The organism is Calothrix anomala FACHB-343 (assembly GCF_014696435.1).
GTDB classification, from domain to species: domain Bacteria; phylum Cyanobacteriota; class Cyanobacteriia; order Cyanobacteriales; family Nostocaceae; genus Aulosira; species Aulosira anomala_A.
On record NZ_JACJQG010000016.1, the window covers coordinates 1 to 13,545 of the forward strand.

Annotated in this window: 10 protein-coding genes; 7 read left to right on the forward strand and 3 right to left on the reverse strand. The window is 39.0% G+C overall.

The genetic code is table 11. From position 1 onward, the window contains the following. The first annotated feature begins 1,013 nt into the window (after nucleotides 1-1,013). From H6G08_RS11185 to H6G08_RS11195, 3 genes are all read left to right on the forward strand, one after another. Nucleotides 1,014-1,766, forward strand: a complete 753-nt coding sequence (locus tag H6G08_RS11185; protein ID WP_190541809.1) for an ATP-binding cassette domain-containing protein — start codon at nucleotides 1,014-1,016, stop codon at nucleotides 1,764-1,766. A gap of 230 nt (nucleotides 1,767-1,996) precedes the next feature. Further along, on the forward strand, nucleotides 1,997-3,286 hold the full coding sequence (locus H6G08_RS11190; RefSeq protein WP_190541812.1) for an IS1/IS1595 family N-terminal zinc-binding domain-containing protein: 1,290 nt from the start codon (nucleotides 1,997-1,999) through the stop codon (nucleotides 3,284-3,286). 198 nt (nucleotides 3,287-3,484) lie between these two features. Next, on the forward strand, nucleotides 3,485-4,198 hold the full coding sequence (locus tag H6G08_RS11195) for an HAD family hydrolase (protein ID WP_190541815.1): 714 nt from the start codon (nucleotides 3,485-3,487) through the stop codon (nucleotides 4,196-4,198). A 587-nt stretch (nucleotides 4,199-4,785) separates the two neighbouring features. Here H6G08_RS11195 and H6G08_RS11200 read toward each other — a convergent pair. After that, nucleotides 4,786-5,412 carry a CPP1-like family protein gene (locus H6G08_RS11200; RefSeq protein WP_190541818.1) on the reverse strand — a complete coding sequence of 209 codons (627 nt, stop codon included), beginning with the start codon at nucleotides 5,410-5,412 and terminating at the stop codon, nucleotides 4,786-4,788. 675 nt (nucleotides 5,413-6,087) lie between these two features. On the opposite strand from H6G08_RS11200, the gene H6G08_RS11205 reads away from it, so the two are divergent. After that, nucleotides 6,088-6,807, forward strand: coding sequence for a response regulator transcription factor (locus tag H6G08_RS11205; RefSeq protein WP_096647667.1), 720 nt, complete (start codon nucleotides 6,088-6,090; stop codon nucleotides 6,805-6,807). Between the two features lie 495 nt (nucleotides 6,808-7,302). Here H6G08_RS11205 and H6G08_RS11210 read toward each other — a convergent pair whose 3' ends face one another. Next, complete coding sequence (locus tag H6G08_RS11210) at nucleotides 7,303-7,512, reverse strand: hypothetical protein (protein ID WP_190542173.1); 210 nt, start codon at nucleotides 7,510-7,512, stop codon at nucleotides 7,303-7,305. 151 nt (nucleotides 7,513-7,663) lie between these two features. On the opposite strand from H6G08_RS11210, the gene H6G08_RS11215 reads away from it, so the two are divergent. After that, a complete protein-coding gene (locus H6G08_RS11215; protein ID WP_190542130.1) occupies nucleotides 7,664-8,890 on the forward strand; it encodes an RNA-guided endonuclease InsQ/TnpB family protein in 1,227 nt (408 codons plus the stop codon). Between the two features lie 6 nt (nucleotides 8,891-8,896). Here H6G08_RS11215 and H6G08_RS11220 read toward each other — a convergent pair whose 3' ends face one another. Next, nucleotides 8,897-9,094 carry a DUF2811 domain-containing protein gene (locus H6G08_RS11220; RefSeq protein WP_190541821.1) on the reverse strand — a complete coding sequence of 66 codons (198 nt, stop codon included), beginning with the start codon at nucleotides 9,092-9,094 and terminating at the stop codon, nucleotides 8,897-8,899. A 464-nt stretch (nucleotides 9,095-9,558) separates the two neighbouring features. Between H6G08_RS11220 and H6G08_RS11225 the strand changes: the two genes are divergently transcribed. Together H6G08_RS11225 and H6G08_RS11230 are read left to right on the forward strand one after the other, a co-directional pair. After that, nucleotides 9,559-10,836 (forward strand): MDR family MFS transporter, encoded by a 1,278-nt coding sequence (locus tag H6G08_RS11225; protein ID WP_190541824.1) that lies wholly within the window; start codon nucleotides 9,559-9,561, stop codon nucleotides 10,834-10,836. A gap of 840 nt (nucleotides 10,837-11,676) precedes the next feature. After that, a complete protein-coding gene (locus H6G08_RS11230) occupies nucleotides 11,677-13,485 on the forward strand; it encodes an iron uptake porin (RefSeq protein ID WP_190541827.1) in 1,809 nt (602 codons plus the stop codon). The last annotated feature ends 60 nt before the right edge of the window (nucleotides 13,486-13,545 follow it).

Here is a 13,545-nt window from a genome sequence, read left to right on the forward strand (position 1 = left end):
CTGCCCCCCTGCCTACACAGTGATAGTATCTTTTTTTAGTTGGAAGTCCCTTTGCGCAGCGTCTCGTAGAGAAGCCGTGACCGAAGGGTAGACCAAAAGGAGAAGGAGAGAATCAAGACTTTTGCCAGAAGTCTATTGTTTGGCTATAACAATCATTATCAGCAAGAAGATAAAAACTTTACATCAATCATACATCAAATATACATCATTAAGCGTTGTTGTTTGAGTGAATTTGAGCTACTGACAAACAAGATAATCATACTTTTTTTGACAAATCAAAATCCAGATAATACATCGGTTTTTATCTGGATTTTCCTTGTTTTATCGGTTTTTATCTGTATTTGTCTTATCTTTACAAAAAATTTATACATTTTTATAGCTAACTTTATATTAACTTCATAAAATTTTGATTAAGAAAAGAGTAAAAGTAAATTGGAGCGAATATTTATCATTTAAGAACAGCAGAAAATACAACTAAATAGATTTTTAGTCAACCTTAGAGGATGTTTTAAAAGTGCTTGAATATGATTTTAAGTACTTAATAATTCTATATAAGCCTATTAATTCAGGGAGAAATTAGAATTAAGTTTTCCCTAAATTAAGTATTTCACTGTGCTGCTATAGTTTTAATAGCAGTCTACTCAATTTAGGAAAACTAACCACTTAGCTAGCTTCTCATTTTATAAATTAGATAGGATTTAGGATTATTCAAAGTATTTTCTAGATCGCTCATTACTTTTAAAATATTCTCTTATTTTTGATTTATAATTCGGCTTCTTGATACCTTTCTATTTGAGAAATTACGAAAAAATCATGGAATTACGTCATTAAGAGCCTAGAGACGTAACCAGCTAAAATTTTGTGATTGCTTCCCCACACAGAGCATTTTGCCAGTAAGTGTGGCAATTTTGGATGCAATGACAAATTTTGCTTGCGTAAGTTCTGTATTTAAGTTGTTCTAATAAAAAATAAATATTCTTCTCATTTGGTATAACTATCATATATGCATGAACATGAATCACTTAATACCAGCAATAAAAGTTAGCAACTTTAGTTTTTATTACGACAATAGAAAGATACTTGAAGATATATCAATAGATATCAACCAAAACACAATAACTGCAATTGTTGGGCCTGGTAGCTCTGGTAAATCTATGTTTTTGAAATCTCTCAATCGCATGATGGAGCCTGAAGAAAGAGTAAAAATTGAGGGAAGAGTAGAATTTTTTGGTCAAAATATTTATGAGCGCCGTGTTAACTTAAATCGAGTACGTCGCCAAATTAGTATGGTATTACCAAAACCAAATCTTTTTCCTATGAGCGTATATGATAATGTTGCTTATGGGATTAAACTTGTAGGATGGCGACCAAAAGTAGAATTAGATGAAATTATCGAATCGGCAATTAAACGTGCTTATCTTTGGGATGAATTAAAAAATAAGCTGCGAAAATCAGCTTTGGAACTTTCTAGTGGTCAACAACAGCGCTTGTGTATTGCACGTGCTTTAGCCGTCAACCCAAGAGTTCTCTTAATGGATGAGCCTTGTTTTGCACTCGATCCCATTGCTAGCAGAAAAATTGAGGATTTAATCCAAAATTTAAGCTCTACTTACACAATTGTGATTTCTAGCCATAATATGCAGCAAGTCAGCCGTATATCAGATTTTATAGCTTGTTTTGAAAAGAGCGAAGATCAAATTGGCCGATTGGTGGAATTCGATAGCACTTCCAAAGTTATGAGTAGAGAGTATGTGCGAATTAAGTAGTTTCTGATTGTACAGGAATTATGTTGAACTCTGGAATTGGAAGTATTAAGTAGGGTATTAGGGAGCAGATTTGAGGATATGTTCACTAATATCCTACCTATTCATATCTAAAAAATATTACTAAAATATCATAAAAGTTAGATAGATAATTATATTAAAATTTATAAATTAACCTTTTCAAATTGTACCCTCAAAGGTAATTATCAGCACAAGGCCAAATAAATAAGAAGATGAAATGTCCTCGCTGCGAATCAACTTCATATCGCAAAAATGGTCATAGGAATGGTAAGCAGTATTATTTGTGCAAAAATTGCCGAAAACAATTCCTTGAGCCTGTATTACTCAATACTCCGTCACCTCACTTGCTTGAGAATAGCAACGGACATAGTAAATTACCTGTAGAGGAAGCAAAAGAACTGTCTTTAAGGGAAGATTTACCAGCCGAGACAAGCACAAACACATCTTCCCCATCTCTGGCTACAAGTTTAGCGCAAGAACTCTTACAAACTTTTTTATCGCCACAATTCTTAGAATCTGCTGCTTTTGAGGAATTCATCGCCAAAATTCGCCCAAATTTCGAGATTCAACCGCAATCACCAACAGGAATTTCTTTATTACTTTTAGATGCAGAAAATCTCAAAATAGATATTGCTGCTGAAGAATTTTTAGCTAGTATCGGTAATTATCCTCTGCAAGTAAAAATCGCTTTTGCTAATTGGAAAACTCCTAGCAATGGTAAGCAAGATACAGAATTATATGAACGTGGTTATCAACTTTTTCATGTACCTGATGGTAAAGATGGCGCTGATGCAAAAATGATTGCTTTCGGTGCTTCTTTATTGCGTGGTTATCCCACAGTCAAAGAAATATTTGTTTGTTCGGGAGATGGAATTTTAACTCACCTTTGTAATGAACTGCAAAATCAAGGTTTAACTGTATATTGGGTGCGCAGACAATCGCAAACTTTACATATAGAAAACCGCAATACGGGAAAATTTACTTTCTACTCTGTACCGCTAGCCACGGAAGTTCCTTCTTTAGCAGGAGTAGTTGATAAAATTGAGAATTTAATTAAAGCAGAACAAGAATCAATTAGTTCTAGATTGAGCAATTTAACAACAATAGCCAATCTTTTTCAAGAAAGATGTAACCTAGAATTTAATCACAACAATTCTGCTTTAGAAGTGAAATCCACTGCATCTTTAGACACCGAAGATATCACAGGAACAGTAAATACTACAACAATATCGATTCCCCCGCAGGAGATTGCATCTAAAGCCGATTTAGAAAAATTATTGCTAGAGATTTTTCAGAATATGCAAGCCCAATCTCCTAAAAGCAAATTATCTGTCTCTAAACTAGGCACAGAGTTACAGAAAATCTGCGGACAATCGCCAAATTCAATTATGAAAAAGTTAAAACTAGGTAGTAGTTTTACTAAATTTTTGCAATCATCTCCTCACTTTACCTTACAACTGCGTGGTCGAGAATATGAAGTCCTGAAGTCTGTTGATGGTTAATTGTTGACTGTTGACTAAGGGATTTCCAAATAAAAAAATATTCCCATCATTAACTTACTAAACCCGCAACTCGTAGGGGCGGGGTAACCCCGCCCCTACAATTTGGCATAATTTATTTTTTGGAGTTCCCTAATGACTAATGACTAATGACTAAATTGTGAGATAATTTAATAAAATTTAACATATTCGTTTCCGCCGATGCTAAGACTAATTACTGACTTCGACGGCCCTATAGTTGATGTTTCCGAACGGTATTACCGTGTTTATCAATTTTGCTTACAGAAAACCCGACGTTCAGATCAAGCAGTAGAAGAACTTTCTAAGGGAGAATTTTGGCAATTAAAGCGATCGCGCGTTCCGGAAAAACAAATTGCGCTAAACTCTGGTCTAGATGAAGCACAGGCAGTAGAATTTGCTCAACTACGGCGGCAAACAGTCCATACAGAACCTTACTTTGCCTACGATACCTTAGTACCCGGTGCAGTGGAAGCACTGTTAAAAATTCAGGAAGCGGGTATTGATTTGGCGGTGATGACAATGCGGCGAGTTTGGGAACTTGACTATGCTTTCCAAAAATTCCAGCTAGGAAGATTTTTCCCAGAAAATCGCTGTTATTGTTTAACTAACGATTATGTGAAAACCCGCGATATTGAGGATAAGCCTTTATTAATGGCTAAAGCTATAGCGGAACTACCTGCTGTGGATGATAGCTGGATGGTAGGGGATACAGAAGCGGATATTACAGCAGCGAAAAAACACGGAATTAAAGCGATAGCTGTTGAGTCTGGTATCCGCGATCGCGCTCAACTAGAAATTTACCAACCCGACTTCATAGTTCGGGATTTAACTACTGCTGTAGATTTGCTTCTAGAAGGTAAATTATCCCAACCACAACCAGCCTATATTCCTTAGGGACATCCAATTTTTTAAATACCCAATCAATTTGTAGTGCGAGCGTCTCGCACGATGAGCGAACAACAGCGAGCAAGATGCTCGCACTACGGAAATATGGGTAATTTATTTTTTATAAGTCCCTTAGTAGCTGGTTTCACAGCTAAGGGGTAATAGATATACTCTATTACCGTTCATAGAAATCTGTACAAATCTACCCAAAAATAGACAATACTAGACAACTAAGTTTGTAATCTTAGTCCAAAGTCCTAAAACTACAGGGATAAACGGCAATCCCTCTATCCCATCCATCAAGTTTGGGATTACTTGCACGAATTGTTGCAGACTGTTGATTCAACGTTTATTAGGCGTTGTCTTGTCCAAAAAATAGGTAAAGTACTGCTTACCATCCGATTTAACGGCGGCTTTACCTAGTTTCATTATATCATAACAGGCAAACACTACCTATAAATGGGTAAGAATCGGCAGGTTTGTACAGAATTCAACTTACAGTTTCAAAGCCCTTAGCCATAAAAAAGCCGAAATTTTTAAACATTGAAATTAACCAGCTGTACCACTCAAAGAACGGGGTAAGCTGTGCTGTGAAGTTAACGTAAAAAGCTACTAATCAACCACAACAATATAAAAGTCAGCACCGTAGAAAACTGATTTGACGATAAATTAATAAATGCTACTGATGAAAGCAGCCAGTTAGCAACCAGCCCCCCAACAATTAAGCCAACAATCAGCCCAAGCAGTGTAAATAAAACTGCTCGACCAAATTTACCCTCCTTGCGATTGAGAAAGTAAATACTAATTCCCACCCCAACCACTAATGCTAACTGCAAAACTTGATCGCCTGTAGCTGGGTAGAATACACTAGCAGCACTCAAACCCAAATACCAAGCACCAGGTAGCAACACATCAGCACGGGTTGGCCGATCCAACATGCGTTGCAGCCATGCTGGCGACTGCTCGCTCTTAGTTGGGCTTTCTTTGGGAAGCGATTGCACTCGAGTTTCTGGAAATCGAATTCGCTCAGGGACTTTAATTTTACCTTCCTGGCGCATTCGTAAGCGATCCATTAAAATCGCGTCGTAAGCCGCTTCAATGACTTCAGTACTCTTGCCATCGCCAATATGTTGCTCCATCAGGCGATTGCGAGCATCTTGAATTTCATCGAAGCTAGCATCTTCTGAGACCCCAAGTTTTTCGTAGGGATTTTGATCGCTCATGGGAGTTTATACTTCAGCCTCGGTCTGCGGCAGTCTTTTGTTGACGGAAATACAACTTTAGGTTTTATTTTGATCGTCACCTAATTGCCGATCAATTTTCAGCCCTACCAGGATAGTAGCATGGGTTGATTTAATCGACTTGTAAATTTTAACTATAAGTCACTTTAACATATTGCCATAACTCCGTGTATCCCCTCATGTCGTTACTTAGTTCTGGCTCTAACCTAGAATTTGAACTCAGAATACCTAAATTGCAGTTTTTATGAAAAAATTACTTTTTCTGTTGCCGTTGCGGCGGCTTAACCTACTCAGATGAAGTTTTCATAAATGAGTTTCAGAATAATCACTGGTCTCAATCCGCATCTCGATTTAAGATTGAAACAATTTAGATTACCACTGGTGGGAAAAGGAGAGTTTTCTAGTTTACTAGATGACTGTGGCTAGGTCAAAACTATTGCTGACTGGAAAAATTAGACATTTGCCGCACTTGCTCAATATCTCAGCAAGTTTGCCTACAAGTTTAATTGTCCGGAATCTTGATTAGACTATGATTAAGTAGGTAATCAGGAAATGCATCTCTTAGCCTTGTAGATTCTTAACTTATCCCCAAGTGGAAACTGCGTTTTCACGCAAAACTCCTGTAAATCCTTAGAATTTTTGTGCAAAGTGATGGTCATGGCTCCTGCCAAGATTCTTGTAGTTGACGACGACCCTGCGGTTCGGAATTTAATCCAACGCTTTTTGATGAAGCAGAGCTATCAAGTAGAAGCGGCTGAGGATGGCAAAACCGCCTTAGCGCTATTTGAGCAATTTAATCCCGATTTGGTGATTTTAGATGTAAATCTACCAGATGTAATTGGGTTTAACCTCTGCCAAGAGATGCAAAGCCGTAATGGTGTTTTTGTGCTAATGCTAACTAGCCGTGCTGACGAAGCTGACAAAATTCGTGGCTTTGCTAAAGGTGCTGATGACTATCTCACCAAACCCTTTGGATTGGGAGAATTAGAAGTCAGAGTAGCAGCTATTTTGAGGCGTCAGCGCGTTGTCACCACAGCCGAACAAAAACGTCTGGTGTTTGAAAAGCTGATGATCGATCCAGTACGGCGGGAAGTGGCACTAAATAACCAACCAGTACCCTTAACTGCGCTGGAATTTGATTTGTTACATTTTTTAGCTAGCCATCCAGGTCGAGTGTGGCGGCGTGCAGAACTGATTCAAGAAGTTTGGGACTACGAATATGTCGGCGACCAACGGGTTGTTGACGTACATATCGGTCAAATTCGCAAAAAGATTGAAATTGATGCCAGCCAACCTGCATTAATTCAGACAGTACGTGGTGTAGGGTATAAGTTTGAAAGCCCAACTAACCCACCACAATTGGAAGTCCATTCTTGAGTTCTTAGTCTATAGTCCAGAGTTTTTAACTCTTGACTTTTGACTAATGACTAAAAAAACGAGAAATTGGCTCAATTGTTGCCTTGGCTTACTTTCAGCTTGGGTAAATATGTTCTTTGGCAGTAATAATCTTGATTAGTAGATGCTAGTCGAAATATATCTGAATTTGAATCAGATGTATCGGGTCATGAAGATAATTTTGATTCTGGAAAAACTTACAAGTAAATACTCTATCTCATAATAAATCCTCCTAGCGGAGGATAAATTTTAGCTTTAATTTCAGTAAGCCTAAAGATTTTTAATAGTGTAGTGTGCCAAAAATTGGCGGATTATTGACTAAATTAACCAGCTATGATGTATTTTTGTGCTGAAATCTCATCAAGATAAATAATCTAGCAGCAAAATTTTAGCTTAAACCGACAGAAGCCCCACATCTGACCGAAGGCAGTGTGGGACGGCAATTATGCGGGAAGCAGAGCTACACCGCATTTTGCCTCATGAATGTCGGGGTGATGACGAATTGACCCACAACCAATTCAATCCGTAGGATTGACAGGGCAGGGGGTCGATGATAGGGCAGCGTAAAGCCTTCTCTTCGAGAGGCTTCGCCAACGGCATAGCTTCGCTTAGAGCGAGTCCGCGAGCGTCGGAATCACCAGTTTTGACTTTGAGAGAATCTATAAAATCTTCAATTACATGAGTCATGGTTTTATCGTTTTGAACCGAGTATAAACGTAGTTTGTTTAATCTACGTTCAGATATCCTCAAATTTAATGCTTTATTTTTCATAAATGCCTACACATTATCTTTGCATTTATGTTATCAAATCTGTAGGTCGAAAAATAAAAGATTAAAAATGAAAACGTCATACCAGTACAAAATTAAGCCAACCAAACAGCAAGCAGAGAAAATTGATAAGACGCTGGAAATGCTGCGTCATCAATATAATTATTTGCTGGCTCAAAGATTTGACTGGTATGAAATGAATCGTTGTCCTATTGATAGATGTCCGTTAATTTGTCACATACCAGAATTAAAAGAACAGCCTAACTACTACAATCAAAAAGCGTCTTTGGTTAAACTAAAAATTGATAGACCTTGGTACAAAGAGATTCATTCTCAAGCGCTACAGGAAGTCCCTAAAAGAGTTGAGCTAGCTTTTGATAGATGGGTGAAAGGCGATGTCAACGGGAAGAAATCAGGTAGACCTAGATTCAAAGGGGAAGGGCAATACAAGACTTTTACTTATACTCAATTTAAGCAGCATCATTTTGTCAACAACAAAATTACGCTCTCAAAGATAGGAGATGTTAAGGTAATTGTCCATCGCCCAATACCTGATGGTTTTAAAATCAAAACTGTTTCTATAACAAAAAAAGCTGATGGTTATTATGTAACTCTCTGCTTGGAAGATGCTACAGTTCCAACAATTAAACCTGACTTTAACCCAGAATCCATAACTGGTATTGATGTCGGTCTGAAGGAGTTTTTAACAACGTCCGAGGGTGAAACTGTTGCTATACCTCAACACTACCGCAAATCTCAAAAACGTTTACGAGTTATCCAAAAACGTGTTTCTCGTCGCAAAAAAGGAAGTAAACGTAGACAGAAAGCGGTTAAGCAGTTGGGTAAGCAACATAAAAAAGTTGCTGATAAACGCAAAGATTTTCATTTTAAAACTGCTAACAACTTATTGAAAAAATATGATGTTATCGCAGCTGAAGATTTGGATGTTAAGGGACTAGCGCGCACCCGATTGGCAAAGTCTGTACTTGATGCTGGATGGTCAAGCTTTCTGTCGATACTGACAAACAAAGCCGAAAACGCTGGTTTGTTGGTTGTCCCGGTTAAAGCATCTGGTACAAGTCAAGATTGTTCTAATTGTGGGGTGAAAGTTCCTAAAAAACTGCACGAAAGATGGCATAACTGCCCCCATTGTGGATATAGTCTTGACCGTGACCATAATGCAGCAATAAATATAAAAAATAGGGCGGTAGGGCATTCCGTTCTTAAAGCCAAGAGTCTCCTAAGCAGTAGCCGGATTGTCTTGGAAGCCTACACTTACTGCGAAGCAGAAGTTTAGGAGATGTCACCTGTGATGAAACAGGGTTTCTAGGTAAACACGAGCAGCACGGCGATCGCTCTCGCCATTTTGCAATAAAAACAGTGACAAAGCTGCCGTTAATACCCGGTTTTGATCCCAGTCTGGATGTGTATCTAAATAGTTTTTTAGCGATTCGTGAAGTGTTTCCGGGATTTCTGTAAAAATGTTAACCGTTGTGTTCATGAGATTTTCCTCCTCTGAGGTCAATCAAGAGGTACAAGTTGCTTGCAGTCAGTAGCCAGAGGCGGCATACGCAATCTTTCACCTGCCTGACAATCTCCGCCAACATTTAAGGTAATTTTACACAGTTGATGTCAGCGATGCAACGAACTAAAACAGCAAGCCGAATCATTGTGCGCTAAGAGGGGGTAGGTTTGTCAATGCTGCGAAATGTTAAAAACGGTGGTATAAAAAGTAAATACCAACGGAATAATCAGGGTTTTGGCATGATTTTTGTTACGTAAGTTTATATAAACTCAGTCACTGAGATTTCTTAGAGTAGGAAATAAAAATCCCCAAAAGGATGGTAAGAGGTAATTAACTCGTGGGGGATCTGTGGAAAACTGGGAAAGTGGCTGTGGAAACTCTGTGGAATCTGTGAGGAAAATACTTGTTAATGATAAGAATTACAAAAACATTTTCTTTGAATGAAATTTAAGATATTAGAATTCGCGCCCCAAGATTGGTTATCTTCCTGGCTATCTCGGCTACAGACGCCTGTGGGGATGTTGATTGTTGGTAGGTTTTTTTCGGAAATAGGTACAGGCTTTACTCTGTTTTACGCTCCCATATTTTTTGTCAATCAAGTTGGCTTATCTGCTACGACTGTTGGTATTGCTTTGACTAGCACCTCTGTAGCTGGTGTTTTTGGGCGGATTTTGGGTGGTTCTTTAGCCGATTCCAGGGATTGGGGACGACGGCGCACGTTGTTATTAGCAACGGCGATTTCTGCTGTAGGTTCGCTGGTTTTAGCTGCAACTAATAATTTTACGACTATGGTTGTCGGCTGCTCTATTGTAGGTTTAGGTATTGGTTTTTATTGGCCTGCTAGCGAATCTGTGGTTGCTGACGCTAGCGAAAGTGAAAATCGCCGGGAAACTTTTGCCCTCGCCAGGGTAGCGGATAACTTGGGGTTAGCAATTGGCAGTTTATTAGCAGGATGGTGGGTAGCGATCGCTAATAATTACCGGGGGCTATTTATTATAGATGGGATTTCCTTTCTGGTATTTTTTACGGTAATTTATTTGGCAATTCATGAAACCTCGCAACCAGAGATAGCAGAATCTCAGCCACCACCACCTTTAGCTTCTTGGTTAGGGGCATTAAGCGATCGCCGCTTGTTAATTTACGTTACGGTGAATATTACTTTCACCACTTGTATTGCGCAGTTACACAGCACCCTGCCCATTTACCTGAGAAACTTCGTCAGGGTGGAAGATCGTACCCTGGGGTTAGCTGCAACGACAATTAGCAGCTTATTTGCTTGGCATTTGGCTTTAGCGGTAATTTGCCAATTTCCGATGGCGCGGATCTTAAAACAGTACTCCCACACCCAGGCGCTGACAATTTCGGCGATTTTGTGGGCGATTGGTTTTATTTTGATTTGGGTAACTGCGATCGCACCAAATTATCCTCTACTGTGGGTAACCTTAGCCTTAACAGTATTTGCCTTAGCCTTAGTTTCCTATACCCCTTTTGCAGCCTCTCTCGTCACCGATTTAGCGCCAGAATCACAGCGAGGGGTGTATTTCTCCATTAACTCTCTTTGCTGGGCATTAGGTCATTTTATTGGCTCACCCTTGGGCGGCTGGGCACTCGATCAACCGCGAATGATTGCGGATAACTTTTGGCTTGGTTTTTCCTTGAGTGTCTTAATCGCCGTGGGTATCCTACAGTATCTCAACCGAATTTTGTCTCAGGAATAACTTCAAAATCAAACTTTGGCAGAGATATTTTTAGCTATCAGCAGCTATCAATGCAATTTTCTCTTAATTATTCATTAAATATCCCAATAATTGACTCAAAACTTTAATTTTAATGCTACTAGTGCTTTGTCTCATTAATTATGTAGGGTAAGTTTCTTCTTCTTTTCTTTTCCTTCGCGTACTTCGTGTCTTCGTGGTTCGTTTATTTACCCCTTAAAGTTGGGTTGTCAGAGTACTAGTACTTTGGCAAGTCAACTTTGTTGGGTGAATCATTTTTTTACTTCTCTTCTTTACCTCTTTCTTAGCGCCCTTCGTGCCTTCGTGGTTCGTTTATTTACCCCTTAAAGTTAACTTGTCAGACTACTAGTTATGGGTTGATACATATTAGCTAATGCCTATCATAGCGCTTACTATTTTGACAAAGTCAGCAATCAAGAATATAAGCTTAACTTAAGCTTTTTATTGCTAATTTCAATGTTTGAGCTTGAGTAAACAGCTTGTGATTATACACAATTATGGGCTTTTTTTGGCAAAAATTAGTACTAACTATAGGCATATTTTTAGCTTTAATAATTTATTTATGTTTGCTAATTGTCATCATAAAAATTATCAATAATTATATTTATCAATTCTTGAGCCAAATATTGTTTACTTTTACTATGGGTAGTTAAATTTCGCTGCGGTAATCATAAAGTCCTCAGAGAATTAACTGAGCATTATTTATTTCCGACAGGCACAATACCACATAAATCTACTTTTTGAGCTTCGATATTTTCAAGTTCAACTAGTTTTGTATTGGCAATTTTGTATTTAATTCAAATTGGTGCGTGAGGGTTTGCTATGAAAGTAAATCTACTAGCTTACGCTGGTGGGCTAAGTTTTTTATACTTAATTGCTGGACTATCTCCAGCACAAGCTAAATCTGCTTTGCCAGATACTGTAGATAATGCTAAAGATTTAAAATCAAACAATAGTTTTGCTCAGATTAAATTTGAGCAAGAAAAACCAGATTTATCGATTGTAAATCAAGCCAAATCTTCTCCTGTACTATTAGCATCAGATGCCATAGAACAAGTGACATCTGTATCGCAACTTTCAGATGTACAACCTACAGATTGGGCTTTTGCGGCATTACAATCTTTAGTTGAGCGTTATGGCTGTATTGCTGGATATCCCAACAGCACCTACAGAGGTAACCGCGCTCTAACTCGTTATGAATTTGCCGCAGGTTTAAATGCTTGTTTGAATAGAATTAACGAGCTAATTGCTACAGCAACTAGCGATTTAGTGACCAAAGAAGATTTAAATACCTTACAAAAACTGCAAGAACAATTTGCGGCGGAATTAAGCACATTGCGCGGTAGAGTAGATGCTTTAGAAGGTCGTACTGCTGAATTAGAAGCGAATCAATTTTCTACAACTACCAAGCTGAATGGTGAGGTAATTATCTCGGCTATTGGTGCGACAGGTGGCGCTCCGGGTCGCAACGATCCTAATATTATTTTGACGAACCGAGTGCGGTTAAATCTCAACACCAGCTTTACAGGTAAAGATTTACTAATTACTGGGTTGCAATCCCATAACTTTTTAGGTGGTGTTGATGGTAGCGGTAGTTTACAAGAGAGTTTAGGTTTAGCATCACCGATACTCAGTTCTAGCAGTGCGCGTACTAGTTTTGAACCGCAATTTCCTGGCGTCGATCCTAAAAATTTATCTAGTGTTGGTGCAAACTCGCTTCAGCTTTATAAACTGCTTTATATCTTTCCTGTCGCGGAAAAATTGACTTTGTTTGCGGGGACAGCAGCCGAAGTTTCCGATGCTTTTCCCGCTATCACTCCCTTTTACGGTGAAGGACAAGAGGCGATTTCTCGCTTTGCTAGCTTAAACCCTGTATTACGTGTCTCTGGTGGTACTTCCGGTTCTGGTTTAGCTTCTGCGGCTGGCTTTATTTATAGTTTTTCCCCCCAGCTAAATCTCAGAGCTTTGTATGGTAGCGTGAATGCCAATCTTCCTAACACAGCAGGAGATATTCTCCCAGGAGTATCTAACACTCCCTTGGGCGCAGGGGTATTTAGCGGTAGTAGTGTAGTAGCAGCACAGTTAACTTTTCAGCCCAGCAACTCTTTAGCTATTGGTCTGAACTATGCCAATAGTTATCATGAAATTAATATTTTGGGTACAGGATTAACTAGTAGTGATATTGGTGCTTTGTCTGGAGTACCTTTAGGGACGCCAGTAAAACTGAATTCCTTTGGTGGTACTGTAACTTGGCGCTTTTCTCCCAAAATTGCCTTATCTGGCTATGGTGCAGCGCTGTTTGTCGATGATTCCTCTGCGGATGTTAATGCTGATACTACCTTTACTAGTTGGATGGTAGGCGTTCATTTCAACGATTTATTAAAGCCTGGTAACAATGCGGGGATAATTTTTGGACAGCCGCTTTACCGTACTGATGCTAGTGGTGCCGCACAATTAGCAGATGCGGGTGTGAATCGAGCGGTTCCTTATCATTTAGAGGCTTACTACCGCTTGCGGGTAAATGACAATATCAGCATTACCCCCGGGGCTTTTGTGTTGTTCAATCCGGAAGGCGATAGCAGAAATGAAACAACAGCCGTAGGTGTATTGCGGACTACATTTACTTTTTAGGGAATGGGGCATGGGGCATGGGGCATTGGGCAAAAGTCAAATAAAATTCTTAATTTTGAA